This is a genomic window from Caulobacter sp. GW821-FHT11E11 (assembly GCF_058808315.1).
In genome coordinates this window covers 100128-124172 of the sequence record NZ_JBXARO010000002.1, presented here as the reverse complement: position 1 = coordinate 124172, position 24045 = coordinate 100128, and the positions used below count along the sequence as shown (strand labels likewise).

29 protein-coding genes are annotated in these 24045 nt (G+C 67.8%); 15 read left to right on the top strand and 14 right to left on the bottom strand.

Annotated elements, in window-relative coordinates; genetic code table 11:
* Nucleotides 1-11: 11 nt before the first annotated feature.
* The 3 genes from AC1RR5_RS04580 to AC1RR5_RS04570 form a co-directional block, all read right to left on the bottom strand.
* Nucleotides 12-530 carry a hypothetical protein gene (locus AC1RR5_RS04580; protein WP_492919920.1) on the bottom strand — a complete coding sequence of 173 codons (519 nt, stop codon included), beginning with the start codon at nt 528-530 and terminating at the stop codon, nt 12-14.
* Nucleotides 527-1093 (bottom strand): TetR family transcriptional regulator, encoded by a 567-nt coding sequence (locus AC1RR5_RS04575; protein WP_492919919.1) that lies wholly within the window; start codon nt 1091-1093, stop codon nt 527-529. Before AC1RR5_RS04575 ends, AC1RR5_RS04580 begins: the two co-directional genes overlap by 4 nt.
* Nucleotides 1094-1270: 177 nt before the next feature.
* A complete protein-coding gene (locus AC1RR5_RS04570; RefSeq protein ID WP_492919918.1) occupies nt 1271-2092 on the bottom strand; it encodes an ABC transporter permease in 822 nt (273 codons plus the stop codon).
* Nucleotides 2093-2332: 240 nt separating this feature from the next.
* Between AC1RR5_RS04570 and gcrA the strand changes: the two genes are divergently transcribed.
* The 5 genes from gcrA to AC1RR5_RS04545 all read left to right on the top strand — a co-directional run bounded on the left by gcrA (nt 2333) and on the right by AC1RR5_RS04545 (nt 6193).
* Nucleotides 2333-2857, top strand: a complete 525-nt coding sequence (gene gcrA, locus AC1RR5_RS04565; RefSeq protein ID WP_492919917.1) for a cell cycle sigma 70 cofactor GcrA — start codon at nt 2333-2335, stop codon at nt 2855-2857.
* 92 nt (nt 2858-2949) lie between these two features.
* Nucleotides 2950-4473 (top strand): exodeoxyribonuclease VII large subunit, encoded by a 1524-nt coding sequence (gene xseA, locus AC1RR5_RS04560; protein WP_492919916.1) that lies wholly within the window; start codon nt 2950-2952, stop codon nt 4471-4473.
* Between the two features lie 27 nt (nt 4474-4500).
* Complete coding sequence (locus AC1RR5_RS04555; protein WP_454717076.1) at nt 4501-4713, top strand: DUF2093 domain-containing protein; 213 nt, start codon at nt 4501-4503, stop codon at nt 4711-4713.
* Complete coding sequence (locus tag AC1RR5_RS04550; RefSeq protein WP_492919915.1) at nt 4698-5549, top strand: M23 family metallopeptidase; 852 nt, start codon at nt 4698-4700, stop codon at nt 5547-5549. Before AC1RR5_RS04555 ends, AC1RR5_RS04550 begins: the two co-directional genes overlap by 16 nt.
* A 125-nt stretch (nt 5550-5674) precedes the next feature.
* Nucleotides 5675-6193, top strand: a complete 519-nt coding sequence (locus AC1RR5_RS04545) for a response regulator (protein WP_492919914.1) — start codon at nt 5675-5677, stop codon at nt 6191-6193.
* Here the strand turns inward: AC1RR5_RS04545 and AC1RR5_RS04540 are convergent.
* Nucleotides 6190-7152, bottom strand: coding sequence for a lysophospholipid acyltransferase family protein (locus AC1RR5_RS04540; RefSeq protein WP_492919913.1), 963 nt, complete (start codon nt 7150-7152; stop codon nt 6190-6192). The two genes, AC1RR5_RS04545 and AC1RR5_RS04540, sit on opposite strands and share 4 nt — an antisense overlap.
* 117 nt (nt 7153-7269) lie before the next feature.
* On the opposite strand from AC1RR5_RS04540, the gene AC1RR5_RS04535 reads away from it, so the two are divergent.
* Both AC1RR5_RS04535 and hisN read left to right on the top strand, forming a co-directional pair.
* Nucleotides 7270-7668, top strand: a complete 399-nt coding sequence (locus AC1RR5_RS04535) for a helix-turn-helix domain-containing protein (protein WP_492919912.1) — start codon at nt 7270-7272, stop codon at nt 7666-7668.
* A 45-nt stretch (nt 7669-7713) separates the two neighbouring features.
* On the top strand, nt 7714-8550 hold the full coding sequence (gene hisN, locus AC1RR5_RS04530) for a histidinol-phosphatase (RefSeq protein ID WP_492919911.1): 837 nt from the start codon (nt 7714-7716) through the stop codon (nt 8548-8550).
* Here the strand turns inward: hisN and AC1RR5_RS04525 are convergent.
* The 5 genes from AC1RR5_RS04525 to AC1RR5_RS04505 all read right to left on the bottom strand — a co-directional run bounded on the left by AC1RR5_RS04525 (nt 8525) and on the right by AC1RR5_RS04505 (nt 12342).
* On the bottom strand, nt 8525-9508 hold the full coding sequence (locus tag AC1RR5_RS04525) for an alpha/beta fold hydrolase (protein ID WP_492919910.1): 984 nt from the start codon (nt 9506-9508) through the stop codon (nt 8525-8527). The two genes, hisN and AC1RR5_RS04525, sit on opposite strands and share 26 nt — an antisense overlap.
* Before the next feature lie 7 nt (nt 9509-9515).
* Nucleotides 9516-9824: an SCP2 sterol-binding domain-containing protein gene (locus AC1RR5_RS04520; protein ID WP_492919909.1), complete on the bottom strand. Its 309-nt coding sequence runs from the start codon at nt 9822-9824 to the stop codon at nt 9516-9518.
* A gap of 87 nt (nt 9825-9911) precedes the next feature.
* On the bottom strand, nt 9912-10562 hold the full coding sequence (locus AC1RR5_RS04515; protein ID WP_492919908.1) for a hypothetical protein: 651 nt from the start codon (nt 10560-10562) through the stop codon (nt 9912-9914).
* Nucleotides 10559-11455, bottom strand: a complete 897-nt coding sequence (locus AC1RR5_RS04510) for a class I SAM-dependent methyltransferase (protein ID WP_492919907.1) — start codon at nt 11453-11455, stop codon at nt 10559-10561. Before AC1RR5_RS04510 ends, AC1RR5_RS04515 begins: the two co-directional genes overlap by 4 nt.
* A 44-nt stretch (nt 11456-11499) precedes the next feature.
* Nucleotides 11500-12342 (bottom strand): class I SAM-dependent methyltransferase, encoded by an 843-nt coding sequence (locus tag AC1RR5_RS04505; protein ID WP_492919906.1) that lies wholly within the window; start codon nt 12340-12342, stop codon nt 11500-11502.
* Nucleotides 12343-12575: 233 nt separating this feature from the next.
* Here AC1RR5_RS04505 and AC1RR5_RS04500 point away from each other — a divergent pair, with 233 nt between their 5' ends.
* Nucleotides 12576-13037: an Hsp20 family protein gene (locus AC1RR5_RS04500; RefSeq protein ID WP_492919905.1), complete on the top strand. Its 462-nt coding sequence runs from the start codon at nt 12576-12578 to the stop codon at nt 13035-13037.
* 144 nt (nt 13038-13181) lie between these two features.
* Here the strand turns inward: AC1RR5_RS04500 and AC1RR5_RS04495 are convergent, their stop codons facing one another.
* From AC1RR5_RS04495 to gpmA, 3 genes are all read right to left on the bottom strand, one after another.
* A complete protein-coding gene (locus AC1RR5_RS04495) occupies nt 13182-14447 on the bottom strand; it encodes a pentapeptide repeat-containing protein (RefSeq protein WP_492919904.1) in 1266 nt (421 codons plus the stop codon).
* Nucleotides 14448-14548: 101 nt separating this feature from the next.
* Complete coding sequence (locus AC1RR5_RS04490) at nt 14549-15808, bottom strand: pentapeptide repeat-containing protein (protein WP_492919903.1); 1260 nt, start codon at nt 15806-15808, stop codon at nt 14549-14551.
* Nucleotides 15809-15899: 91 nt separating this feature from the next.
* Nucleotides 15900-16613, bottom strand: coding sequence for a 2,3-diphosphoglycerate-dependent phosphoglycerate mutase (gene gpmA, locus AC1RR5_RS04485; RefSeq protein WP_492919902.1), 714 nt, complete (start codon nt 16611-16613; stop codon nt 15900-15902).
* A gap of 137 nt (nt 16614-16750) precedes the next feature.
* Here gpmA and AC1RR5_RS04480 point away from each other — a divergent pair, with 137 nt between their 5' ends.
* The 3 genes from AC1RR5_RS04480 to AC1RR5_RS04470 all read left to right on the top strand — a co-directional run bounded on the left by AC1RR5_RS04480 (nt 16751) and on the right by AC1RR5_RS04470 (nt 19526).
* A complete protein-coding gene (locus AC1RR5_RS04480; protein ID WP_492920562.1) occupies nt 16751-16978 on the top strand; it encodes a hypothetical protein in 228 nt (75 codons plus the stop codon).
* Complete coding sequence (locus AC1RR5_RS04475; protein WP_492919901.1) at nt 16975-17931, top strand: KpsF/GutQ family sugar-phosphate isomerase; 957 nt, start codon at nt 16975-16977, stop codon at nt 17929-17931. The genes AC1RR5_RS04480 and AC1RR5_RS04475 overlap by 4 nt, the downstream gene beginning before the upstream one ends.
* A gap of 98 nt (nt 17932-18029) precedes the next feature.
* Nucleotides 18030-19526 (top strand): phosphomannomutase/phosphoglucomutase, encoded by a 1497-nt coding sequence (locus tag AC1RR5_RS04470; protein WP_492919900.1) that lies wholly within the window; start codon nt 18030-18032, stop codon nt 19524-19526.
* On the opposite strand, the gene AC1RR5_RS04465 is transcribed toward AC1RR5_RS04470, so the two are convergent.
* Nucleotides 19523-20143, bottom strand: coding sequence for a GyrI-like domain-containing protein (locus tag AC1RR5_RS04465; RefSeq protein WP_492919899.1), 621 nt, complete (start codon nt 20141-20143; stop codon nt 19523-19525). The genes AC1RR5_RS04470 and AC1RR5_RS04465 overlap by 4 nt on opposite strands.
* 157 nt (nt 20144-20300) lie before the next feature.
* Between AC1RR5_RS04465 and AC1RR5_RS04460 the strand changes: the two genes are divergently transcribed.
* From AC1RR5_RS04460 to AC1RR5_RS04445, 4 genes are read left to right on the top strand one after another with little or no spacing between them, the layout of a single operon-like run.
* Nucleotides 20301-21128, top strand: a complete 828-nt coding sequence (locus AC1RR5_RS04460) for a helix-turn-helix domain-containing protein (protein ID WP_492919898.1) — start codon at nt 20301-20303, stop codon at nt 21126-21128.
* Between the two features lie 9 nt (nt 21129-21137).
* Entirely contained in the window at nt 21138-21575 is a 438-nt protein-coding gene (locus AC1RR5_RS04455; RefSeq protein WP_492919897.1) for an acetyltransferase, read from the top strand.
* 42 nt (nt 21576-21617) lie between these two features.
* Nucleotides 21618-22907, top strand: a complete 1290-nt coding sequence (locus AC1RR5_RS04450) for a metal-dependent hydrolase family protein (RefSeq protein ID WP_492919896.1) — start codon at nt 21618-21620, stop codon at nt 22905-22907.
* Nucleotides 22907-23536 (top strand): hypothetical protein, encoded by a 630-nt coding sequence (locus AC1RR5_RS04445; RefSeq protein WP_492919895.1) that lies wholly within the window; start codon nt 22907-22909, stop codon nt 23534-23536. The genes AC1RR5_RS04450 and AC1RR5_RS04445 overlap by 1 nt, the downstream gene beginning before the upstream one ends.
* On the opposite strand, the gene AC1RR5_RS04440 is transcribed toward AC1RR5_RS04445, so the two are convergent.
* Nucleotides 23537-23908: a response regulator gene (locus tag AC1RR5_RS04440; RefSeq protein WP_492919894.1), complete on the bottom strand. Its 372-nt coding sequence runs from the start codon at nt 23906-23908 to the stop codon at nt 23537-23539.
* Nucleotides 23909-24045 lie beyond the last annotated feature (137 nt).

The following is a 24045-nucleotide window of genomic DNA, read 5'->3' as shown; positions in this document are numbered from 1 at the left end:
CAGCGTTGAGGTCACACCGCGCCGGGCGGCGGCCCCGCGAACATCTTGCCGGCGACTTCCGGGGTGTAGAACGCATGGTACCGCTCGCTCCCCTTGGGCGGCAGGACTTCGACCAGGAAGCGGTTGTCGATCCACAGCTCCACCAGGTCGAAGACGCCGCCGCGATCGCAGTGCACGGCGCGCCAGCGCTTCTTGGCGCCGATGGCCAGCAGTTCGTCGACCGACAGCCTGGTGGTGATGGCCACGTGGAAGCCGCTGGCGTCCTGCGGCGCGCCGTCCTGGCGGATCTGGGTCTCCCACGGCATCACGAACGGACCGTCCGAGACGCGGCCGTCGGGCAGGCCATCGCCGGGATGGTGGGCGCTGGCGTCGGGCACGACCTCGACGCCCAGGCCCGAGCCGTCCCGGGCGATGGCGACCCAGGCGCCCTCCACGACCGGGAACGGCATGACCTCGCCGTCGATGATCCGGCCGAAGACCTCGGCCGTGGCCTGCGGATCGTGGGCGGGAATGGAGATGTGGGCGATCATCGGGTCAGCTCTTCTTGCTGGAATTGGGCGAAGGGATCGGGCGCGATCGCGCCTCGGGATTTCAGGTCGTTGAGCAGCACTTCCGTGGCCCAGCCCAGGGCGTCGGCGGCGGGCTTTCCGGAGAGGTCCCACTGCTCGCGCAGGGACAGCCATCCGTACGCCGAATAGAGCAGCTGCAGCACGGCGGCGGCCTTGGCCTGCTCGCCTTCTGGCAAGCTCGGCGCGGCCTGGGCGACGACGCCGAGGAAAGCCTCGCGGCGTTCGGGATCCAGGCTGGAACGCGCCGCCCTACCCTGCTGGGTGGTGATGCGGGCGACGATCTGGGCCGGGCTGGCGTCGAAGCTGGCCAGCAGCGGCTTGATCTTGGCCAAGAGGTCGGCGGGGCTCTCGGGCATGCCGACGCGCACGCCGTCCTTGCGGTTCAGGTGCTCCCACAGACCTTTGAGCAGCAGCTCGCGGCTGGGGAAGTGGCGATAGACGGTGACCTCGGTGACCTGGGCGCGCTCGGCGACCGCGCGGTTGGTCGGCTCCTGGCCAGCGCCCGCCTCCATCAGCGCCGCCATGGCCGCCAGGATCCGCTCCCGGGTGGCCTCGGCCTGATCGCGCCGCAGCGCGGAGTTATATGTTCGAACCGACGACATGATGTAAGTATGTATTACATCAATTAGATCGTCACAACACGAAAAAGCCCCGGACCTTGCGGGCCGGGGCTTGGGAAGTCGCTAAGCTGTTGTTCGGTATCAGCTCTTCAGGCGATAACCGGTGACGAACAGGCGCCAGCACCACAGGAACAGCGCCACCGTCAGCGCGCCCGTGGCGACGACGCCGATCGCGATCGAGCCGTCGGCGTGGCCGATGAAGCCGTAGCGGAAGCCGTCGATCAGATAGAAGAACGGGTTGAAGTGGCTGGCCGTGCGGAACGGCTCGGGCAGCTTGTCGACCAGGTAGAAGGTGCCCGACAGGAAGGTCATGGGCATGATCAGGAAGTTGGTCACAGCTGCCAGCTGGTCGAACTTCTCGGCCCACAGGCCCGCCAGCACGCCGGCCAGACCCAGGATCAGCGAAGCGGTGACGGCGAAATAGACGATCGCCCAGGGGTGGGCCAGCTGCAGGCCCGCGCCCGGCAGCACGCCGATGACGATGGCCGTGACCGCGCCGACCACGATGCCGCGCGTCGCCGCCCCCAGGGCAAAACCCAGGATCTGCTCCAGCGCCGACAGCGGCGGCGTCAGGAAGTCGGGCGTCAGGCCCATCATCTTGGCCTGGATCAGCGACGAGGACGAATTGGCGAAGGCGTTGTTCAGGATCGCCATCATGATCAGGCCGGGGGCCACGAAATGGCCGAAGGTCACCCCGCCCACGGCCGGGCGGCTGTCACCCACGGCGACCACGAAGACCAGCATATAGAGCAGCGTGGTGACCACCGGCGCGGCCACCGTCTGAGTCCCGACCTTCCAGAACCGGCGGATTTCGCGCTGATACAGGGTGACGAACCCGGACCAGTTCCAGCCGTGGTAGTCGCGCGGCTGCGGCGGAATGACGCTGCTGGTCATGTCTCTCATAGGCTCAACCCGTTGTGTTGCTTGGCCATGTGCGCCCTGAGGCGCCTTTCCGCAAGCTTGGGCTTGCCTGAATCAACATCTTGTTTCTGTGGACAGAGTCGTTACCGCCTATTGTGCGCTTTAACACATTCTTTACGATATCTAGTAGGACAGCCGCCGGCGGGGCGGTTTGATCACCACATGTAGGGGCGATGGGCGTGGGGACGCTCGTCTCTCCTAGGTAAACGGCGGAGACGGGTTATGAGCTGGACCGACGAACGAGTCTCGACCTTGAAGAAGCTTTGGCTGGACGGCCTGTCGGCCAGTCAGATCGCCAAGCAGCTGGGCGGCGTGACGCGCAACGCCGTCATCGGCAAGGTGCACCGCCTGGGCCTTTCGGGCCGCGCGGCCCCCTCGCAACCGGCGCGTCCGGCCTTCAAGGCTCCGCGCCCCGCGCGTCCGGCCGCCCAGGCCATGCCGTCGGCCCCGCGTCGCGTGACGCCGGTCGAGGCTCCGACCTCGTCGGTTCCGGTCGCCTCGGCCCCGCCGTCGCTGCCGGCTTTCCGTCACGAAGAGCCGGGCTCGGCCACCGTGCTGACCCTGGGCGCGCACATGTGCAAGTGGCCGATCGGCGACCCGTCGGCGGACGGCTTCACCTTCTGCGGCCGTCGCTCGTCGGAAGGCCCCTACTGCGTCGAGCACGCTCGCGTGGCCTACCAGCCGCAGCAGACCAAGAAAAAGGGCGGCGCCACCGAGCTCGCCCGCTCGCTTCGCCGCTACATCTAATAAGAACAAAAGTCTCTCAGGCGGCGGATCCCGGATGGCCCAAAAGGCCGTCCGGGATTTTCCATTTCTGGGAGAGGCTCTAGATAGGGCCCATGACGGACCTCGCGCCGAACGATTCCAACGCGCCGCCCTATTCGGTTTCCGAGCTGGCCTTCGCCCTGAAGCGCACGCTGGAGGACCGCTACGGCTTCGTGCGGCTGCGCGGTGAGCTGTCCAAGGTTACCCACCACAGCAACGGCCACGTCTATCTGACCATCAAGGACGACAAGTCCGCGATCGACGGCGTCGTCTGGAAAGGCAATGTCCGGGGCCTGGGCGTGCGACCCGAGCATGGCCTCGAGGTCATCGTCACCGGCAAGATCACCACCTATCCGGCCGGCTCGCGCTATCAGATCGTCATCGACAGCATGGAGGCCGCCGGCGTCGGCGCGCTTCTGGCGCAGCTGGAACGCCTGAAGGCGAAGCTCGCTGACGAGGGCCTGTTCGCGCCCGACCGCAAGAAGCCCCTGCCCTCGATGCCGGCCGTGGTCGGCGTCATCACCAGCCCGACCGGCGCGGTCATTCGCGACATCCTGCACCGTATCCGCGACCGCTGGCCCTGCCACGTGCTGGTCTGGCCGTGCGTGGTGCAAGGCGACGCCGCCGCCGGCCAGGTCAGCGCGGCCATCCGCGGCTTCAACGCGATCCAAGCCGGCGGCCCCGTGCCGCGTCCCGACATCCTGATCGTCGCGCGCGGCGGCGGCTCAGTCGAGGACCTGTGGGCCTTCAACGACGAGGGCCTGGCCCGCACCGTAGCCGAGGGGACCATCCCGCTGATTTCGGCCGTCGGCCACGAGACCGACACCACCCTGATCGACTTCGTCTCGGACCGCCGCGCCCCGACCCCGACGGCCGCCGCCGAGATGGCGACGCCGGTGCTAGCCGAACTGCGGGCCCTGATCTCGGACTTCGACCGCCGCCTGAACCGTTCGGGCGCGCGCCTGATCGAGGACCGCCGCACCCGCCTGCTCGGCGCCGCGCGCGGCCTGCCACGTCCCGACGACATCCTGGCCCTGGCCCAGCAGAGGTTCGACATCGTCTCGGGACGCCTGGACGCGGCCTTGCACCGCAACACCACCGTCCACGCCCAGGAACTGCTGAAGGTCACCGCGCGCCTGACGCCGGAGGTGCTGACCCGGCAGCGCGCCATCAAGGCCGATCGCCTGGGCGACCTTGGCCGCCGCCTGGACCTGGCCGCTCGCCGCGCCCCCGACCGCGTCGCCCAGCACGCCCGCCTGCCCGCCCTGTGGCAGCGGCTGAACGCGGCGGGCGACCGCCGCCTGCAGCGTGACACGGACCGCCTGGCCAACCTGGAAAAGCTGCGCCAGTCGCTGAATCCGGAACGGCCGCTGGAACTGGGCTTTGCTTTGGTTCGCAAGGGCGACGGGACGCTGGCCCGTTCGGCGGCCGACCTGGTCTCCGGCGAGCGCGTGAACCTGAAGTTCAAGAGCGGCGACCGCGATGCGGTGATCGACGGCGAAGGCGGGTTCGTCCCGCCACCGGCTCCCGCCACGCCAGCGCCCAAGCCCCGTCCCAAGCCGGCCACGCCGCCGGCCGGCCAGGGCGATCTGTTCTGAGACGCCCATTTGGCGTAGAGTGAGCCTATGAACGCTTTCGATCGTGATCTCGGTAAGGACGGCCTGGCCGTCCTGCACTATGGCGACGGCGAATACGCCGTGCTCAGCCCCGGCCGCTTCGTGCTGTGCGCCATCACCAACAAGCAGATCCCGCTGGAAGCCCTGCGCTACTGGAGCCCCGAGCACCAGGAAGCCTATGCCGGCCCGACCGAAGCGCTGAAGCGTTGGCAAGGGGCCTGAGCCGCCGCGCGGTTCTCGCCGCGCTTCCGGCCTCCGTAGCTTTTGCATCTACAGCCCGCGCCGCCGCGCCAGGCCTCACCCTGTCGGGCAAGTTCGTCCAGGGCGGCTATGCCGTCGGCCGCACCACGCCCCGCGCGCTGATCGATGTCGACGGGCTGGTGCAGACCACCGCCTCGGCCAATGGCTGGTTCGTGATCGGCTTCGACCGCGACGCCCCGCCGGCCAGCAGGCTGACCGTCACCACACCCGACGGCTCGGCCGTCGACGAGCGTACGATCGCGCCGGGCGACTTCGACATCCAGCGCATCGACGGCCTGCCGCCCGAGCAGGTCACCCCGACGGATCCCGTTCTGCTGGAACGCATCACCGCAGAGAACATCCGCAAGGTCGCCGGCTTTGCCAGCCAGGCCGACCTAGAGGGGTTTCGCGACGGCTTCATACTACCGGTTGTAGGCGCACGACGCTCGGCCCGGTTCGGCGGCCAGCGTATCCTCAATGGCGAACCCAAGCGTCCCCATTATGGGGTTGATCTGGCGACCCCGGTCGGCACGCCGGTGCGCGCTCCGGCGGGCGGCGTGATCGCCTTCGCCGAGACCGGATTGCATTTTGAAGGCGGTCTCGTCCTGGTGGATCACGGCCAAGGCCTGGTGACGGCCTATCTACACCTGTCTAAAATCCTCGTACCCACGGGCACTTACGTCAAACAGGGCCAGCTGATCGCCGAAACCGGCAAGGAAGGCCGCGCGACCGGCCCGCACCTGTGCTGGCGCATGAAATGGCGCGGCCGCAACCTTGATCCGTCCCTGCTGGTCGGCGCGGGCCCCTTCACGGCCTAGTTCCCCCCTGGCGCGAGTTACAATCATTCGCTAGCTATGCCGCCGTATCGGGATAGGGGTCCGTCGGGGGAACGGACACCATGGTCTCGATCTTTCCGCAAGATCCTTGAGGAGGCGGCTCGCGCATGTCGGCGGCGCTGGAAAAGCTGCGCTTTTTGCTGGTTGACGATAACCAGCACATTCGCGCGATCGTCTCGGCCATCCTCAAGGGTGTTGGCGTCCGGCACATTCGTGAGGCCATGGACGGCGCCGAGGGGCTGCAGATCCTGCGTGACTGGCAGACCGATATCGCCATCGTCGACTTCAAGATGAGTCCGCTGGACGGGGTGCAGTTCACCCAGCTGGTCCGCAACTCGCCCGACAGCGTCGATCCGTTCCTGCCGATCATCATGCTGACGGGCTTTGCCGAGCGTCACCGCGTGTTCGAGGCCCGCGACGCTGGCGTGACCGAGGTGGTCGTGAAGCCTGTGACCGCCCGCTCGCTGCTGGATCGGATCAATACGGTGATCTACCACCCGCGGCCGTTCATCCGGTCGGCCGACTATTTTGGCCCTTGCCGCCGTCGCCGCGTCGACCCGCACCATCCCGGCCCCTTCCGCCGCCCGGGCGAGAAGGACGCACCCGGCAGCGCCGTCGAGATCTAGGCGCTCTCTCCCGTCTTTTCTTCTCGGGCCGCCGCGCGCTCGCGTTCGGCCAGTTCCGCATAGACCTCGCTCGGCCAGCGCCGGTGGACCCAGAACCACTCGGCCGGCCGCTCGCGGATGCGATCTTCCAGGAAAGCGTTGATCATCCGCACCCCGGCCTCGATGTCGGCCGTGCGGTTGCCCGTGTTCGGCGGGACGATCGGCTCATGCACCACCGCCCGGAAATAGGCGCCCTTCACGCGCTGCACCGACATCGTCTGCAGCACCGTGCCAAAACGGATCGCCATCCGCGTCGGGGCCGGCGCGGTGCGGGCGTCATGGCCGAAGAACGGGGCCGCCACGCCGCTGTTGAACTTCTGGTCGTTCATCAGCGCGACCGACCGGCCCTCGTTCATGCCGCGCAGCAGTTCGCGGGATCCGTCGCCGCCCTTGGGCGCGAACAGGCGCACGCCATAGCGGAAGCGGCTGTCACGGATGCGCTTGTCGACATAGGGATTGTTGGCCGCGCGGTAGGTCATTTCGCAGGCCACGCCGCTGTCAACGATGGCGGCGGGCATGATCTCCCAGTTCGACAGGTGGCCCGAGACGAACACGACTGGGACCTTGTCGGCGGCGATCTGCGCCAGGCGTTCCTTGTTGACCACCTCGACCCGGCCGGTGGACGGCAACAGCTTGTCCATCAACGGGAATTCGGCGAACGAGCGGCCCAGCCCCTCCCACTGCTCGTCCAGGATCCGCGCGTGCCAGGCGGCGTCCTTTTCCGGAAAGGCCAGCTTCAGATTGCGCGTGGCGACCTTGTGCGCCCCGCTCATCGGCCCGAACGTGCGGCCCAGCCAGCCGCCGAAATCCGAAGCGCGGTCCACGCCCATCAGACGCACCGCGCCGATGAAGAGGTCGAAGCCCAGGGCCTCCAACCGCCAAAGAAGGTCCTGAACCCAAGGCTGACGCTTATCCGACATGCCCCTTTACTAGGTTAGCTCACACGTATCGCGCAACGGCGTCTCGCCCGGCACGCGACTTGCGGCTGTCGAACCAGGCCGTTCCGTTTCGGGACGGGTCCGGAAAAGCTAGGGGGCATGGCTTCCATGGGTAACGACATCGATACGCATCTGGGCAAGCGCCTGCGTCGCCGCCGTCGTCTGCTGGGTCTGACCCAGCAACAACTGGCCGCCGCCGTGGGCGTGCGTTTCCAACAGATCCAAAAGTACGAGTGCGGCGCCAACCGCATCTCCGCCGCACGGCTGTGGCAGCTGTCCGAGGCTCTGGAAGTGCCGGTTGGCTACTTCTACGACGGCCTGTCGGACGTCCGCCGCGAGGCCGCCAGCGAGTCGGCCGAGGGTGGCGAAATGTTCGCCCGCAAGGAGACGCTGGACCTGATCCGCGCCTACTACCTGCTGGGCGAGCGTCCGCGCCGTCGCCTGCTGGATCTGGCCAAGTCGCTGAACGGCGGTGGTCCCGAGCACGCCGACGCGTAACATCGGTTGTAGCGTACGTGAGGCGGGGACGTTAAACCCCCGCCCATGACGCTCTCCGCTGACACGCTCGCGACGCTCGACGCCTTCATCATCGATCTCAACCGGGCTTCGGCGCAGGTCATCCTGCCGCTGTTCCGGGCCGACCACGGCCTCGAGGACAAGGGGGCGGGCAAGAACCTGCCGCGTGACACCCACGCGGCGTTCGACCCGGTGACCGAAGCCGACCGCGGCGCGGAAGCGGCGATCCGAAAGCTGATTTCGGAGCGCTATCCCGAACACGGCGTGATCGGTGAAGAGTACGGCGAGGATCGTCCGGACGCCGAGTTCGTCTGGGTCCTGGACCCGATCGACGGCACGCGCGCCTTCATCTCCGGCCTGCCGCTGTGGACCACCCTGATCGGCCTGCGCCATCAGGGCCGCCCGGTGATGGGCTCCATCGGCCAGCCCTATATGGACGAGGTCTTCCTCGGCCATGCCGGCGGCTCGCGCCTGCTGGCCCGCGGCCAGGAGACGCCGATCCGCGTGCGCGAATGCACCGACCTGACCGACGCCGTCATCGCCACCACCGACGCCGACGCCTGCTTCGACGGGGCCGAGCGCGCCGCCTGGCTGCAGGTGCGCGCGGCCGCCAAGCTGGCTCGCATGGGCTGCGACGCCTATGCCTACGCCATGGTCGCCATGGGCAAGATGGACATGGTCATCGAGGCCGGCCTGAAATCCTGGGACATCGAGGCCGCCATCCCCCTGATCGAAGGCGCCGGCGGCATCGTCACCAACTGGCGCGGCGAGCCCGTCGGCCCGAACGGCGGCCAGATGGTCATCTCCGGCGACCGCCGCCCCCTGGACGAGGCGCTGGTCAGTCTGAAGCGTTCGGCGAAATAATCGGGTCGCGCGGCGCGACGGGATCGACCGTCTCGTCGAAGGCCTGCCAGAAGATCGCGCGGCGGGCGTCGGTCTCGATCAGGATCTCGTGGAACGCCCCCGGGACCTCGACATAGCGGCCCTTGGGCATGCGGCGCGCGATCGATTCCGCGTCGGCATTCAGAACCCGGTTGTCGAGCTCGGCCCCGACGATTGTCGCGGGGATCCGGATCTTCTCGACGCCCCTGCTGGTCCGCAGCCAGGCGCAGGCGGCGATGGCGAAATCGGCCCAGCCCCAGGTCATGCCGCCCAGGGCGATCTCGGGATCGGCCCTCAGCTGGGCCTGGTAGCGGTCGTAGCGTGTCTCGTCATGGGTCAGGCCGTCGCCCAGGAAGGTCTGGACCAGCGGATCATAGGCGGCCGACACATATTCTCCGGCCAAGCCGACCCGCGACATCGTCCAGGCCAGCGGCTTGGCCAGCCACGGCGGCACGCCGGCGGTGTTCAGGCCCAGCATCGGCGCGGACAGCACGGCGGCGGAGAACCGCGCCTCGCCGTGGGCCAGGGCCAGCATGGTCAGGCAGCCGCCCATCGAGTGGGCCACGGCGATCCACGGCTTGGGCATCCGCGCCTCGAACGTATCGAGCAGCGCGGTGTAATCGGAAACGAAGGTCTTGAAGCCCTGGGCATGGCCCTTGAGGCGGTCCGGCAGGCCGCGGGCCGACAGCCCCTGCCCTCGCCAGTCGTGCAGCAGCACGGCGAAGCCCCGCGTCAGGAGATCGTCGACGACCTCGAAATACTTCTCGATCGGCTCGCTGCGGCCGGGGCTGAGCACCACCGTCCCCCGCGCGGGCCCTTGCGGGAAAAAGGTCGCGGCGCGGAGGGTCGCCCCATCCGCGCCGCTAAACCATTCGGCCTTGCCGCTGTCGGGAACCGGAGCCTCGGGAATCGAGACCAGACGCGCCGGTTCTTCCGTCATCGTCGGCTTAGCGCATCTTGGCGAACAGAGCGCCCATCTTGGGCTGCAGGGCCATGGCGGTGCCCATGTCCGACAGCTTCAGCTTGCCGGTCATGACGGCCATGGTCGGGTCCAGCGAGCCGGCGCCGATGGCCAGCAGGTCGTCCAGGCTGAGCGTCATGGTCAGGTCGGCCGGCTTGTCTTCGTTGGTCACCGAACCACCGTCGATGTGGATGACGCCGGTGTCCTTCAGGTCGAACTTGAGGCTCTTGCCGAGACCGCTGTCGTCGCCCACGGCGCCCTTGATGCGATCGGTGATTTCCTGAAGCGTGGCCATAAGCGCGATCTCCCTCTGCGCGATGTGTTTCAAATAGCTAGACCGGGCCGCCCGGTTAAGTAAACACCGTTCAGACGACCCAGGGTCTTATTTCTTACCCTGATAGAAGGCGACCCTAGTCGGGGTTTTTGTCAACTTTACCCGTACGGCGCCCTGATGATCGGCGACCAGGAAATAAGGCATCTCCCTGGCCTTCGGCAGCGGCGCGGTGCGACCGTCGGGGAAGACGACCACGCCGTTCTGGGCGTTCAGGAAGGCGATACCCGACATCTTAGGAACCATGAAGCTGGCGACGCCGGCGGCCTTGCCGATCACGGTGTTGGCCTCGGCCACCGTCGCTGTCAGTTCTCGGACGTCGTACTCGGTCGCCGGCTTCAGCTGGGTCTGGAAGTCCATGATCGTGCCCATCTTCCAGTCGGCCGGCACGTCGAACACCAGGGTCGGATCGCCCTCCAGCTGGGCCAGGGTCGGCAGGCGCTCGAAAAAGCCGTCGGCGGTCAGCGGCATCGGCGTCCGGGTCCCGTTCTTCTCGACCAGGGTCACCTTCAGGTTCGGGACGGGCTTGTCCTCGTGGCGGATGCCATAGATCACCCTGACCCGCGAACGCTCGGCCAGCGGGATCTTCAGGTACTTGTCGAGGTAGGACAGCACCTTGTTGGCCGGCGCGCTCTTCTCGGCCAGGGCCGGCGTGGCGGCGACCGCCAGGACGGCGGCCAGGATCAGCGCCGCCGCTCTCATTTGGGCTTCACGAACTTGAGGGTCATGCGGTCGCTCTCGCCGATCGCGTCGTACTTGGCGTGGTCGAAGCCCGGCTCGGCCGGCTCGCCGCGCGGCGACGACAGGCGGGTGGGCGGCAAGGTCCAGACCCCGAACGGATGGTCCTTGGTGTCCTTGGGATTGGCGTTGATCTCGCTGGCCGCGGCCAGGACGAACCCCGCCTCCTTGGCCATCTGGATCACGTAGTCCTGCTGGACATAGCCGTCGGCGGCCAGCACGTCCTGCACCCGACCCGGCTCGCCGCGATGTTCCTCGATGCCCAGGATGCCGCCGGGCTTCAGGGCCGCCAGCGCGTCCTTGAAGGCCTTCTCGGCGATGCCGCCGGCCATCCAGTTGTGCAGGTTGCGCAGGAAGAGGACGAGGTCGGCCGTCCCCGCCGGCGCGACGGGACCGCTGGTGGGTCCGAAGGCCGTGAACTCCACCGCGCCATAGACCTTCTTCTTTTCGGTCAGCTTGCGGCGATAGCCCTCGACGATCTCGGCCGCGGCCGGGTCGGAGGGGTCGTTGGTCTGCAGCACCGCCTCGTACAGCTTGCCGTTCGTGTCGGCCAGGTACGGCGCCAGGATGTCGGTGTACCAGCCCGCGCCGGGCCAGAACTCGACGACCGTCTGGCCGGGCTTCAGCTCCCAGAACTTCAGGGTCTCGACCGGGTGGCGCCAGACGTCGCGGGCGCGGTCGGCGGGCAGGCGCCAGTCGCCGGCCACCACGGCCTCGATCGTCTTGGGCCCGGCCTTCTCGGCCGCCTTGGCCTCGACCTTGGCCGGATCGGCCTTCTTGCCGCAGGCGGTGAGAGCCAGCGCGCTAACGCCCGCCAGGATCCCACGCCGCGACCAATACTGAGCTGGAACCATCATCCCCCCGACAACGTCCCCAGCCTGCCCCTCGACCTTGGCCAAACTCAGGCCGGCTTTTTGAAGCGCAGGGTCATGCGGTCGCTCTCGCCGATCGCATCGTACTTGGTGCGATCGAAGTTGGGATTCGCCGGCTGACCGCCCGGCGCGGTGCGCTTGACCGGCGGCAGGGTCCAGACGCCAAACGGGTGGTCCTTGGTGTCCTTGGGGTTGGCGTTGATCTCGGACTTGGCGTCCAGCTTGAAGCCGGCCTTCTCGGCCAGGGCGATCACGGTGGCGGTGTTCAGATAGCCGTCAGCGCCGGCGTCCTTTTCCGAGCGCGGGTCGGCGCGGTGATCCTCGATGGCCAGCACGCCGCCCGGCTTCAGCACGGCGAAGAAGTCGGCGAACACCTTGTCGGCCAGGCCCGGCGCCTGGGTCCAGTTGTGGACGTTGCGAGCGGTCAGGACGAGGTCGGCCGAACCCGGCGCGCCCAGCGGACCCGACACGGCCCCGAAGTTGGCGAACTGCGGCTTACCGTACTTGGCGGCGTCCGAGAACCGGGCCTCGAAATCGGCGCGGCCCTTCTTGGCGCCTTCCGAGATCTTGGGGTTCGACAGATCGGCGACGCCGGCAATGTAGGTCCCGCCAGTGGCCTTGGCGTACGGGGCCAGGATCTCGGTCCAGTAGCCGCCGCCGGGCGAGATCTCGATCACGGTCTGCTTGGGCTTGAGGCCCCAGAAGTCCAGACTCTCGACCGGATGACGCGCGCCGTCGCGGGCGACGTCGCCGGCGGGGCGGGTCGGCGAGGCGACGGCGGCCTTCAGGGCCTGGTCGGTCGAGGCGAAGGCGGCGGGCGCGACCAGGGTGATGGCGGCGGCGAGCAACAGCATGTGGCGGCGAAGCGGCATGGGGGACGTGTCCTTCGGCGTAACGGAGGCCGCGACCTTAGCCGGGGCAAACGGTGCGTCAAACGATTCACGTTCTTTGACGAGACGGCCCCTTGAACCCGAAAATCCGCTCACCAACTACTTTCACGAAGGCGCTGGAAACCCGGGCCTTCCGGACCACCTGGCGATGCCGAATTCGGGTCGCCGACGGGACGAACATCAAAGACCTTGCTTGATAAGAAGGATCTAGACCTATGCGTACGATCGACCTTTCGCCCCTGTACCGCTCGCTCGTCGGCTTCGACCGCCTCGCCGACCAGCTGGACGCCGCCGCCCGCACCGAAGCGGCCTCGGGCTATCCCCCCTACAACATCGAACGCACCGGCGAGAACGACTACCGCATCGAAATCGCGGTGGCCGGGTTCAAGCCGGAAGAACTGACCGTCGAGGTGAAGGAAAACCTGCTGACCGTCACCGGTCGCAAGGCCGCCAACGATGGCGACGCCAAGCAGTACCTGCACCGCGGCCTGGCCGAGCGTAACTTCGAGCGCAAGTTCCAGCTGACCGACTACCTGATCGTCGAAGACGCCGATCTGTCGAACGGCCTGCTGTCGATCGCGCTGAAGCGTGAACTGCCGGAAGCCCTCAAGCCCCGCACGGTGGAGATCAAGACGACCGCCGCTTCGACCCTGATCGAAGGCGAAAAGGCCGCCTAACCGGCGGCCCTGTTCCTAGTCTCCCCAATCCCCTCTGAACTTGGGCGGCGCAGCGATGCGCCGCCTTTTTCCATGTTCCCAAGCGTGGCAGCCGAAGGTGTAGGCGGTTTCGGCGACCGCCACGCGCCAAGCAAAAAGAGGGCGTTAGCCCGGCAGTGAGAAGTCCAGGCCCTGGACCTGGTTCAGGTCCACGTCGCGGAAGCTGGCCTTGGCCACGCGAGCCCCGGTGAAGTCCGAGCCGCGCAGGTCCGCGCCGTCCAGCACCGCCTCGCTGAGGTCGGCCGTCTGGAGCATGGCGTAGCGCATGCGGGCCGATTGCAGGTTGGCTTGCGTCTGGCGCGTCGGACCCAGCGGCAGCGGCGACAGGAAGGCCTGGCGCAGGTCGGCCTTGGTCAGGTTGGCGCCGGTCAGCTTGGCCCCGCGCAGGTCGGCGCCGCGCAGATTGGCCGCACGCAGGTCGGCGTTCTGCAGGTTGGCGCCCTGCAGCTGGGCGCCGGACAGGTCCAGACCCACCATACAGGCGCCCTTGGCGCTCATGGCCGTCAGACGCAGGCCCTTCAGCTTGTTGCCCAGCGGACGCAGGTCCTCGCCATCGAGGCGGGCCGCCTGCCCTTCCTTGCCGCCGGTCTGGCACCAGCGCTGGTTGCCCAGGCACCGGTTGTAGAGTTCCTCGGCCTTGCTCAGCGCTTCACGGGTCACCGTAACGACAGCGCCGTTCATGCTGGCGCCGCTCGTGCGGGCGGTAGAGGTGTCGACGCCGGCCATGACCGCGCCCGACAGGTTGGCGCCTTCGAGGTTGCAGCCCTTGACGTCGGCGCCGTCCAGGATGGCCCCGACCAGGTTGGCTTCCTTGAGGTTGGCGCCCGACAGCTTGGCGCCGCGCAGCGAGCAGTCGCTGAAGTCGGCCTTGAACGCCGAGACGCCTTCGAACTGCGAACCGTCCAGGGTGGCGCCCGAGAAGTTGACCTCGTCGACCTCACCCTGGCGGGTCTCGTGGCGCATGGTCTCGAGACCCTTGCGCGGGTGCGGAATGGCGATCTGGCCTTCGCGGAAGTCGGCCTGGGTCAGGTCGGCCTGGGCCAGGTTGGCGCCGCGCAGGCAGGCGCCGCGCAGATCGGCGCGGACCAGGGACGCCTGGCGCATGTCGCTCTTGCGCAGGTCGCAGCCGAACAGGCTGGCGCGATCCAGCTTGGTGCGGACCATGCGGCAATCTTCAAGGATCGAGGCGGTGAGGTCCGCGTCGGTCAAGTTCCGGAACGACAGATCTAGGCCCGACAGCTGCATGAAGCGTAGGGAAGCGCGTTTGCCCCCCTGCTTGCCGGTAACGAATTTCTCGTGCGCCGTTACGATCATGTCGAGCTCGGCTTGGCTCAGGCGGCGACGCCCGGCCACGCTTTGCGCGGCGTTCATAACGTTGTTCCCCGTTAGTCTCTTTTTGTGTGTTACGCGCACTGTAGCGAGAAAGGGACGAGCGAACCGTTAAGCCTGCGTCCGTTTGTCGCGAAAATTTCTCAGATCACGTCGTCCAGTCCGCGGGCCGCCAAGCGGATCGCGCCCGTCAGATCGACGTCCTTGAGCTGGGCTCCGGTAAAGTTGGCGCGCGACACGTCGGCCCCCGTCATGCGGGCCTGGCGCAGGTCTGCTCGAGCGAAATCGGCATTAGCCAAAATAGCGCCTGTCATATCGCAGGGCAGCGTGCGGTCGGCGGCGATCAGCAAGGGACCCAGTTGCGCGTCGCGCAGGTCCGAGCCCGTCAGCTTGGCGCCCTTGAGCCGCGCGCCGCGCAGGTCGGCTCGGCGCAGGTTGCAGGCCCGCAGGTCCGCCCCTTCCAGCTGGGCGCCCTGCATCTGCACGCCTTCCATGTCGAGGCCGTAGAACACCGCCGCCTTGGCCGAGAGGGCCGTCAGGTTGTAGCCGCGGATCGAACGCAGGTTGCGCAGATCGGCCTTGTCGAACACCGACGGCTTGCCCTCGCCGCCCCCAGTCTCGATCCACTTGGCGTGGTCGGCGATCATCTGCTCGTACGGCAGGTCGGAGACGCTGGTGCCCGACGGCTTGTCGGTCAGGGCGCCTTCCATGTTGGTGTCGTTGACGTTCCAAGACATGGTCTTGGCGCCGACCAGCACCGTGTTGCGCAGGTCCGCCCCGGCCAAGTTGGCGCCCGACAGGTCGGCGCCGGCCAGGTTGGCCCCATTGAAATTGGCTTGCTTCAGGTTGGCGCGGACCAGCTTGGCGTCCTTCAGGATCGCGTCGCTGAAGTCGGCCTTGGTCGCCACGATGCCCGACAGGCGCGAGCGCTCCAGATTGGCGCCCGACAGGTTGGCCCCGCTGGCATAGGCCTCGCGCTGGGTCAGCTCGATGACCTTGTAGCCTTCCTTGCGGTCGGCGGCGGCGATCGTGCCTTCGCGCAGGTCGGCCTCGAACATGTCGGCGCCGGTCAGGTTGGCGCCGCGCAGGCTGGAGCCGCGCAGGTCGGCGCGGCGCAGGGAAGCGTCGGTCAGGTCCGCGCCCTGCATGTCGGCGCCGTAGCAGTTGGCGTTGTCGAGCTTGGTCTTGCGCAGGTCGCAACCAACCATGATCGCGCCGGTGAAGTCGGCGTCGCACAGGTTCCGGCCGGTCATCGACAGGCCCGACAGATCGCAGAAGGCGAACACGGCGCGCGCGCCGCCCATCCGCGCCGACCACAGGCGGTCGTGCTTGGCGCAGATGACGTCAACGTCATACTGCGTCAGGCGCTTGTATTCCTGTGTTGTCGGCGCGGGGGCGCTCATGGCTCGCATGGAATCCCAGAATGAGGGAGCACCTTGCGCAGACCAAAATTAACGCCGGATTTCCAACGACTTCGAATGAAGCCGATTGGAATTAACCGACCTGCGGCAGGGCCTCCGCGCGGCTCTCGTCCAGATAACGCGCACCGGTGGGCTTAAGGTTGCCGTCCAGCTCGATGACCAGCGGATTGCCCGTCGGAATCTCGACGCCGACGATCTTGTCGTCCGGCACGTTGAACAGGTGCTTGACGATGGCGCGCAGCGAGTTGCCGTGGGCGGCGATCAGCAGGGTCTCGCCGGCCTTCAGGTGCGGCGCGATGTCGCTCTCCCAGTACGGCAGCACGCGGACCAGGGTGGTGGCCAGGCTCTCGGTCGACGGCAGGTCCGCGCCCTTGTAGCGGCGGTCCTTGCTGAAATCGTACTCGCCGCCCGGGGCCAGTTCCGGCGGCGGCACGTCGTACGAGCGACGCCAGATGGTGACCTGGGCCTCGCCGTGCTTCTCGGCCGTCTCGGCTTTGTTCAGGCCCGTCAGCCCGCCGTAGTGGCGCTCGTTCAGGCGCCAGTCCTTGGTCACCGGCACGAAGCTCTGCTTGGCGGCGTCCAGGGCCAGGTTGCCCGTGCGGATGGCGCGGGTCTGCACCGAGGTGAAGGCGTGGTCGATCTGGATGCCGGCCGCCGCGATCAGCTCGCCGCCCTTCTTGGCCTGGGCCTCGCCCTCGGCGGTCAGGTCGACGTCGACCCAGCCCGTGAAGCGGTTTTCCAGGTTCCACTGGCTCTGGCCATGGCGGAGCAGGACAAGCGTCGGCATCGGGCTTCCTTGTAGATGGGGGAGGTATGGGCGCGGGCTAAGGCCAGGCGGGCGCAGCGTCAAGCACGGATGCCGCGATCGCCTCTCCCCCGCCTCAAAGGCCGTGCTATAGGCGGACCATGCCTGATCGCATCTTCATGCCGCTGATGGGGCTTATCGCCCTGGCCCTCATCACCTTTTCGCTCGTCTGGCCACAAGGCCAGGGCGACCGCTCCTGGGGCCCGTTCGGCCACACGCCGGTTCAGCAGACGCCCGAGATGAAGGCCAAGATCCAGCGCGAGAAGGACGCCGCCCAGCGTCGCGACGAGGCCGCCAAGAAGGCCGTCGAGGCCGCCAGCCAGTTCCCGGACCAGGCCCCGCAATGAGCAGCTTCGACGCCGTCGCCGTCGGCCGTCGCGTGCTGAGCACCGAGGCCGAGGCCCTCAACACCCTGGCCGAGTCGCTGGACGAGACCTTCGTCCGCGCGATCGAGACCGTGTTCGACGCCAAGGGCCGGGTCGTCTGCACCGGCATGGGCAAGTCCGGCCACGTGGCCCGCAAGATCGCCGCCACCCTGGCCTCGACCGGAACGTCGGCCATGTTCGTTCACCCCGCCGAGGCCAGCCATGGCGACCTCGGCATGATCGGCCCGGACGACGTGATCCTGGCGTTGTCGAAGTCTGGCGCGGGACGCGAGCTCTCCGACACCCTGGCCTACGCCAAGCGCTTCTCAATTCCGCTGGTCGCCATGACCGCGGTGGCCGACAGCCCGCTGGGCAAGGCCGCCGACATCCTGCTGCTGCTGCCGGACGCGCCGGAAGCCACGGCCGAGGTCAACGCCCCGACCACCTCCACCACCCTGCAGATCGCCCTGGGCGACGCGCTGGCGGTGGCCCTGCTGGAGCGGCGCGGCTTCACGGCCAGCGACTTCCGCGTCTTCCACCCCGGCGGCAAGCTGGGCGCCATGCTGCGCACGGTCGGCGACCTGATGCATGACGACGGCGAGCTGCCGCTGATCGGCCTGGACGCGCCGATGCCCGACGCCCTGCTGGTCATGAGCGAGAAGCGTTTCGGCGCGGTCGGCGTGGTCGATGGCGACGGCGCCCTGGCCGGCATGATCACCGACGGCGACCTGCGCCGGCATATGGACGGCCTGCTGACCCACACGGCTGGCGAGGTCATGACCAAGGCCCCGCAGACCATCACGCCGGGCGCCCTTGCGGCCGAGGCCCTGAAGATCATGAACGACCGCCGGATCACCGTGCTGTTCGTGGTCGAGGCTGGCAAGCCGGTCGGCATACTGCATGTTCACGACCTGCTTCGCGCCGGCGTGATCTAAGTCACATTCGATTTTACCGAACTTTGTCATGCGAACGCGCTAGTCGCGCGGTCCTCGCACGGCTAAAGCCACACCGTCTCAACTGAAGCGAGCTTTCGATGTTCTCCGCGCCCCGCGCCGATCTCGTTGCGAATACCGCCGCGTATGAAAACGAACCGCTGGTCAAGGCGACCGGGTTCCGCGAGTACGACGCGCGCTGGCTGTTTGGCCCTGAGATCAACCTGCTGGGCGTGCAGGCCCTGGGCCTGGGCCTGGGCACCTACATCCACGAGCTGGGCCAGTCGAAGATCGTGGTTGGCCACGACTTCCGCTCCTATTCGACCTCGATCAAGAACGCCCTGATCCTGGGCCTTATCAGCGCCGGCTGCGAAGTCCACGACATCGGCCTGGCCTTGTCGCCGACCGCCTATTTCGCCCAGTTCGACCTCGACATACCGTGCGTGGCCATGGTCACCGCCAGCCACAACGAGAACGGCTGGACCGGCGTGAAGATGGGCGCCCAGAAGCCCCTGACCTTCGGCCCCGACGAGATGAGCCGCCTGAAGGCGATCGTGCTCGGCGCCGAATTTGTCGAGCGCGACGGCGGCAAGCTGATCCGCGTCCAGGGCGAGGCCCAGCGCTATATCGACGACGTCGCCAAGCGCGCCAGCATCACTCGTCCCCTGAAGGTCGTCGCCGCCTGCGGCAACGGCACGGCCGGCGCCTTCGTGGTCGAGGCCCTGCAGAAGATGGGCGTGGCCGAGGTGGTGCCGATGGACACCGATCTCGACTTCACCTTCCCCAAGTACAATCCCAATCCCGAAGACGCCGAGATGCTGCACGCCATGGCGCACACCGTGCGTGAGACCGGCGCGGACCTGGCCTTCGGCTTCGACGGCGACGGCGACCGCTGCGGCGTGGTGGACGACGAGGGCGAGGAGATCTTCGCCGACAAGATCGGCCTGATGCTGGCCCGCGACCTGGCACCGCTGAACCCCGGCGCGACCTTCGTCGTGGACGTCAAGTCGACGGGTCTCTACGCCACCGACCCGATCCTGCAGCAGCATGGCTGCAAGGTGATCTACTGGAAGACCGGCCACAGCTACATCAAGCGCAAGAGCGCCGAGCTGGGCGCCCTGGCCGGCTTCGAGAAGAGCGGCCACTTTTTCATGAACGGCGAGCTGGGCTACGGCTACGACTGTGGCCTGACCGCCGCCGCCGCCATCCTGGCCATGCTGGACCGCAATCCGGGCGTGAAGCTGTCGGACATGCGCAAGGCCCTGCCGGTGGCTTTCACCTCGCTGACTATGAGCCCCAAGTGCGGCGACGAGGTGAAGTACGGCGTCGTCGATGACGTTGTGAAGGAATACCAGGACCTGTTCGCCGCCGGCGGTTCGATCCTGGGCCGCAAGATCACCGAGGTGATCACCGTCAACGGCGTGCGCGTCCACCTGGAAGACGGCTCGTGGGTCCTGGTCCGCGCCTCGTCCAACAAGCCCGAGGTCGTGGTCGTCGTCGAGAGCACCCAGTCCGAGGACGACATGCGCGCCCTCTTCCGCCAGGAAGTGAAGCCGCGCCTGGGCGACCGCGTCGGCAAGTACAACCAGGAAATCTAGGCGATCGCCTGGACCGGCTGGCGGAGCAGCGTCCTCAGCTTCTCCGCCGGGGTCTTGCGAGGGTCGTTGAAATAGATCTCGTGGTGCCGCCCGGCTGGGACCAGGCCGTTGTCGGGCAGGAACCGCTTGTGCAGGGCCTCCAGCGCCGGGCCCTCCTCGTCGTATGAACCGACATGCAGGGCCTGGACCGACCGGCCTTCATCGAGGCGCTCGAAGGCTATGCCCTCCAGCGCCTTGCCCTTGGCCCGGGCTTTCTCCACCGCCCGCATGGCGACCGGCTCGTCGACGAAGTCCGGCGTGGCGATCATCATGCGCCACCGCCAGCGATCCTTCCGTCGCACGACGAAGTCGTCCATGTCGTCGGCCCACCACAGCCCTTCCAGCGGCGGCACGACGTAGTCGCGGCCCATCGCGGCCTTGGCCATGAACTTCAGGGTGTAGGACGCCGCGTATAGGGTCTCGACGGCGGCGGCATAGGCAGGCGCGGTATTGGGATCTCCCTCGCCCTCGACGGCCAGATAGTTCATCGGCGGCACGTCGACGATCACGAACCGCCCGCGCGGGGCGTTGTAGAGGGCGGGAAGCGCCGTCTTGAGGTCGATCTTTTCCAAGCGCACGCTCCGTCTCCTGTCGCGAGATTGGAAGGTGTCGAGCCCGTACATGTCAGCAGCGACCGATCCACCCATTTGCGACGACTAGCGCTCTCAGCGCGACAAGATCACCATGACCTCCGGGGTCATGGTTCCGTCGGCGAACGACGGCTAGGGAGCGCGCATGAAGTCCAGCCAGGCCCGGAAGTCCCATCCGCCAGTCGGGGTGCTGTTGCGCGAGTGGCGCGCGGCGCGGCGGCTCAGCCAGCTGGACCTGTCGTTGGACACCGGCGTCTCGACCCGCCACCTGTCGTGCGTCGAGACCGGCAAGGCCCAACCCAGCCGCGAGACCCTGGCCCGCCTGGCCGATGCCCTGGACATGCCGCTGCGCGAGCGCAACGCCCTGCTGCTGGCCGCCGGCTACGCCCCGCAGTTCTCGGAAAACACCCTGGTCACCCCGGCCCTGGAACGGATGCGCGAGGCGATCGAGTTGATTATCGCCCACCAGGAGCCCTACCCGGCCTTCGTCATCAATCGCCACTTCGACGTGCTGATGGCCAACACCGCCGCCCAGCGGATCAACGCCCTGCTGATGCGCGGCAAGCAGAGCCCGCATACCAACCTGCTGCGCCAGGTGTTCGACCCCGACGACTTTCGCGCCGTCATCGTCAACTGGCCCGAGGTCGCCCAGAAATTCCTGCGCCACCTGCACGCCGACATCGCCGCCGCGCCGCTCGACACGACCGCCCAGGCCTTGCTGGACGAGGTTTTGGCCTATCCCGACGTGCCCGCCCGCTGGCGTTTCCGTGACGTGGAGGAAGAGCCCGCGCCGGTGCTGAACCTGGTTTTCCGCAGCGATCTCGGCGAGCTGCGGTTCTTCGAGACCATCACCACCTTCGCCGCGCCGCGCGACGTGACGCTGGACGAGCTGCGGATCGAGTGCGCCTTCCCGGCCGACGCCCACACCGCCGAGGTCTGCGCCCGGCTGGCGCGGGACGCTGCGGCGGGCTAGATCCCGCCGATGATCAGGCTTCGCCCTTCCCGCCCCGAAGACGGCCCGCGTGTCGTCGAGATCTGGGCCGCCGCCGTCGATGCGACCCATGACTTTCTGACACAAGAGGACCGCGCCGCGATCGGCGCCGAGGTCGAAAACTTCCTGCCGTACGCGTCCCTGACTCTGGCGGTTGACGACCGCGACCGCGCTCTGGGCTTCATGCTGATCGAGGCCGGTCACATGGAGGCGTTGTTCATCGATCCCGAGCATCGCGGCGCCGGCGTCGGCGCGATCATGATCGACTACGCCCTGGCCGTTCATCCGATGCTGACCACCGACGTCAACGAGCAGAACGCGCAGGCTGTCGGCTTCTACGAACACATGGGCTTTGAGCGCACCGGCTGGTCGGCGACCGACGGCCAGGGCCGGCCCTATCCGCTGATCCATCTGCGCTTTGGTGGTTGAGGCCTTTTCGGCTTAGCTGGGCGTCCAACCGTCGAGTCGATCATGCGCCGCCTGCTTACCGCCCTCACCCTGATCCTGAGCCCTGGCCTTGCCACGGCCGCGCAGCCGATCCTGCTGAAGCCGGCTCGCGTCTGGACCGCCGAGAACGCGGGCCCGGCCCGCGAAGGCTGGGCGGTGCTGGTCAAGGACGGCAAGATCGCCGCCGTGGGTCCGGTCGCCCAAGTGGCGTCACAAGCCGACGCGACGGGCGCGGAGGTCGTCGACCTGCCTGGCGCGACCGTGATCCCGGGTCTGATGGACCTACACAGCCACCTCTTCCTGCATCCCTACAACGAGACCCTGTGGGACGATCAGGTGCTGAAGGAGACGCCGATCTACCGCACGCTACGGGCGGCGGTGCAGGCCAAGGCGACGCTGGCGGCGGGCTTCACCACCCTGCGCGATCTCGGCACCGAAGGCGTCGGCGCGGCCGACGTGCCGCTGCGCAAGGCGATCAATGACGGCCTGATCCCCGGCCCGCGCCTGTTCGTGGCGACCAATGCGATCGTGGCCACCGGCTCGTATGGCCCGGCGCGCAAGAACTACAATCCCGAGGCCGAGCTGCCCCAAGGCGCCCAGGAGGCGAGCGGCGTCGCCGAAGTGGTCAAGGCCGTGCGCGAACAGGCCGGCGCCGGGGCCGACTGGATCAAGGTCTATGCCGACTATCGCATCGGCCCCGACGGCTCGACCCAGCCGACCTTCTCGACCGAGGAGCTCAAGGCCCTGGTCGATGCGGCCCATTCCAGCGGCCGGCCGGTCGCCGCCCACGCCTCCAGCGACGAGGGCATGCGCCGGGCGGTGCTGGCCGGCGTCGACACCATCGAGCATGGCTATGGCGGCAGCGACGCGACCTTCAAGCTGATGGCCGAGAAGGGCGTGGTGTTCTTCCCCACCCTGACGGCGGTCGAGAGCACCTCGACCTATTTCGGCGGCTATGTCGCCGGCAAGACGCCGCCGACGGCCGCCATGGCCAATGCCGACCGCGCCTTCAAGCTGGCCGTGAAGAACGGCGTCATCATCGGCATGGGCAGCGATGTCGGGGTCTTCAAGCACGGCGACAACGCCCGCGAGCTGGTCTGGCTGGTCAAGGAGGGCATGACGCCCGCCCAGGCCCTGCTGGCCGCCACCGCCGTCGACGCCAAGGTGCTGGGCCGCGCCAACGACCTGGGCCAGTTGAAGCCCGGCTACCTGGCCGACATCGTCGCCGTCCAGGGCGACCCGACCCAGGCGATCGAGGCGACCCGCGACGTCGTCTTCGTCATGAAGGGCGGCCAGGTGGTGCGGAGGCCGTGATGCGCGTGATCCCTGCCCTCCTGATCGTCGCCCTCGCCAGCCCGGCCGTCGCCCAGACCGATCCGGGCACGATGCAGCAGCACGACACCTTCCGGGACGCCGCCACCGCGCCGCTGGAGGACCTGAACCTCAAGCAGAAGAGCATCCCGGCGGTGCTGCAGCGCGCGGTCGCCGATCCCTACGACATGACGGGCCTGGACCGCTGCGAGCCGATCGCCGCCGAGGTCGGGCGGCTGGACGCGGCGCTGGGCCCCGATCTGGACGAAGCCCCGCCGCCTGATAGCCGCTCGAAGGGCAAGAAGGTCGCCGACGCCGCCTACAGCGTGGGCGTCTCGGGCGTGCGCGACACGACCCGGGATGTGCTGCCGTTCCGCAGCTGGATCCGCAAGCTGACCGGCGCGGCCAAACACGACAAGGCGATCGCCAAGGCCATCGCATCCGGCGGCGTGCGGCGCGGCTATCTCAAGGGCGTCGGCATGCGGATGAACTGCGCCCCGCCGGCCGCGCCTAGCTGGTTCGTACCGGTCGTGATCAAGCCGCCAGAGCCGCCGAAACCAGTCAGCTTGTTCGAGAACTTCCTGGCCTGGTGCAACGAGGTCGTGGCCTGGTTCAGGGGCCTGGTCGGCTAGCTACTTCAGCATCGCGCGGACTTCGCTGACCAGCTTGGGGCCATCGAACGGCTTCATCACATAACCCTTGGCGCCCAGCTGCATGGCCTGGACGATGCGGTCGAAACGCCCGTCGCCGGTCAGCATCAGCACCGGGATGTCGGCATGGGCCGATTCCTTGATGGACTTCAGCGCGTCCAGGCCGCTCAGGCCCGGGATCCTCACGTCCAGCAGGATGGCGTCTGGCCGCCGGGTCGCGAGGGCCGCGATCAGCCGGCCGGCGTCGGGAAAGCTGACCACTTCCAGCCCGTCGCGGGCCAGGAACGTCTCGATCAGCTCCAGCGTCGGCTCGTCGTCATCGGCGACGTAGATCAACGGTACGCTCTTGGACATCGATGGCCTGGACTCGTGTTCGACTCTGCACGCCGTTCGAGCGGTTGAAGCTCAAGATGGTTAAGGCGTCAAACCACGTTCTGCGGTTTCGGCGCTTTCCGCCCAAGGTGCTTGGGTCCGCGCCACGGTCCCGCTAA

What these genes read in the sequence shown, in the direction of transcription:
- AC1RR5_RS04580 (WP_492919920.1), bottom strand. Translation starts at nt 530, where the DNA reads ATGATCGCCCACATCTCCATTCCCGCCCACGATCCGCAGGCCACGGCC.
- AC1RR5_RS04575 (WP_492919919.1), bottom strand. Translation starts at nt 1,093, where the DNA reads ATGGCGGCGCTGATGGAGGCGGGCGCTGGCCAGGAGCCGACCAACCGC.
- AC1RR5_RS04570 (WP_492919918.1), bottom strand. Translation starts at nt 2,092, where the DNA reads ATGAGAGACATGACCAGCAGCGTCATTCCGCCGCAGCCGCGCGACTAC.
- gcrA (WP_492919917.1), top strand. Translation starts at nt 2,333, where the DNA reads ATGAGCTGGACCGACGAACGAGTCTCGACCTTGAAGAAGCTTTGGCTG.
- xseA (WP_492919916.1), top strand. Translation starts at nt 2,950, where the DNA reads ATGACGGACCTCGCGCCGAACGATTCCAACGCGCCGCCCTATTCGGTT.
- AC1RR5_RS04555 (WP_454717076.1), top strand. Translation starts at nt 4,501, where the DNA reads ATGAACGCTTTCGATCGTGATCTCGGTAAGGACGGCCTGGCCGTCCTG.
- AC1RR5_RS04545 (WP_492919914.1), top strand. Translation starts at nt 5,675, where the DNA reads ATGTCGGCGGCGCTGGAAAAGCTGCGCTTTTTGCTGGTTGACGATAAC.
- AC1RR5_RS04540 (WP_492919913.1), bottom strand. Translation starts at nt 7,152, where the DNA reads ATGTCGGATAAGCGTCAGCCTTGGGTTCAGGACCTTCTTTGGCGGTTG.
- AC1RR5_RS04535 (WP_492919912.1), top strand. Translation starts at nt 7,270, where the DNA reads ATGGCTTCCATGGGTAACGACATCGATACGCATCTGGGCAAGCGCCTG.
- hisN (WP_492919911.1), top strand. Translation starts at nt 7,714, where the DNA reads ATGACGCTCTCCGCTGACACGCTCGCGACGCTCGACGCCTTCATCATC.
- AC1RR5_RS04525 (WP_492919910.1), bottom strand. Translation starts at nt 9,508, where the DNA reads ATGACGGAAGAACCGGCGCGTCTGGTCTCGATTCCCGAGGCTCCGGTT.
- AC1RR5_RS04520 (WP_492919909.1), bottom strand. Translation starts at nt 9,824, where the DNA reads ATGGCCACGCTTCAGGAAATCACCGATCGCATCAAGGGCGCCGTGGGC.
- AC1RR5_RS04515 (WP_492919908.1), bottom strand. Translation starts at nt 10,562, where the DNA reads ATGAGAGCGGCGGCGCTGATCCTGGCCGCCGTCCTGGCGGTCGCCGCC.
- AC1RR5_RS04510 (WP_492919907.1), bottom strand. Translation starts at nt 11,455, where the DNA reads ATGATGGTTCCAGCTCAGTATTGGTCGCGGCGTGGGATCCTGGCGGGC.
- AC1RR5_RS04505 (WP_492919906.1), bottom strand. Translation starts at nt 12,342, where the DNA reads ATGCCGCTTCGCCGCCACATGCTGTTGCTCGCCGCCGCCATCACCCTG.
- AC1RR5_RS04500 (WP_492919905.1), top strand. Translation starts at nt 12,576, where the DNA reads ATGCGTACGATCGACCTTTCGCCCCTGTACCGCTCGCTCGTCGGCTTC.
- AC1RR5_RS04495 (WP_492919904.1), bottom strand. Translation starts at nt 14,447, where the DNA reads ATGAACGCCGCGCAAAGCGTGGCCGGGCGTCGCCGCCTGAGCCAAGCC.
- AC1RR5_RS04490 (WP_492919903.1), bottom strand. Translation starts at nt 15,808, where the DNA reads ATGAGCGCCCCCGCGCCGACAACACAGGAATACAAGCGCCTGACGCAG.
- gpmA (WP_492919902.1), bottom strand. Translation starts at nt 16,613, where the DNA reads ATGCCGACGCTTGTCCTGCTCCGCCATGGCCAGAGCCAGTGGAACCTG.
- AC1RR5_RS04480 (WP_492920562.1), top strand. Translation starts at nt 16,751, where the DNA reads ATGCCGCTGATGGGGCTTATCGCCCTGGCCCTCATCACCTTTTCGCTC.
- AC1RR5_RS04475 (WP_492919901.1), top strand. Translation starts at nt 16,975, where the DNA reads ATGAGCAGCTTCGACGCCGTCGCCGTCGGCCGTCGCGTGCTGAGCACC.
- AC1RR5_RS04470 (WP_492919900.1), top strand. Translation starts at nt 18,030, where the DNA reads ATGTTCTCCGCGCCCCGCGCCGATCTCGTTGCGAATACCGCCGCGTAT.
- AC1RR5_RS04460 (WP_492919898.1), top strand. Translation starts at nt 20,301, where the DNA reads ATGAAGTCCAGCCAGGCCCGGAAGTCCCATCCGCCAGTCGGGGTGCTG.
- AC1RR5_RS04455 (WP_492919897.1), top strand. Translation starts at nt 21,138, where the DNA reads ATGATCAGGCTTCGCCCTTCCCGCCCCGAAGACGGCCCGCGTGTCGTC.
- AC1RR5_RS04450 (WP_492919896.1), top strand. Translation starts at nt 21,618, where the DNA reads ATGCGCCGCCTGCTTACCGCCCTCACCCTGATCCTGAGCCCTGGCCTT.
- AC1RR5_RS04445 (WP_492919895.1), top strand. Translation starts at nt 22,907, where the DNA reads ATGCGCGTGATCCCTGCCCTCCTGATCGTCGCCCTCGCCAGCCCGGCC.
- AC1RR5_RS04440 (WP_492919894.1), bottom strand. Translation starts at nt 23,908, where the DNA reads ATGTCCAAGAGCGTACCGTTGATCTACGTCGCCGATGACGACGAGCCG.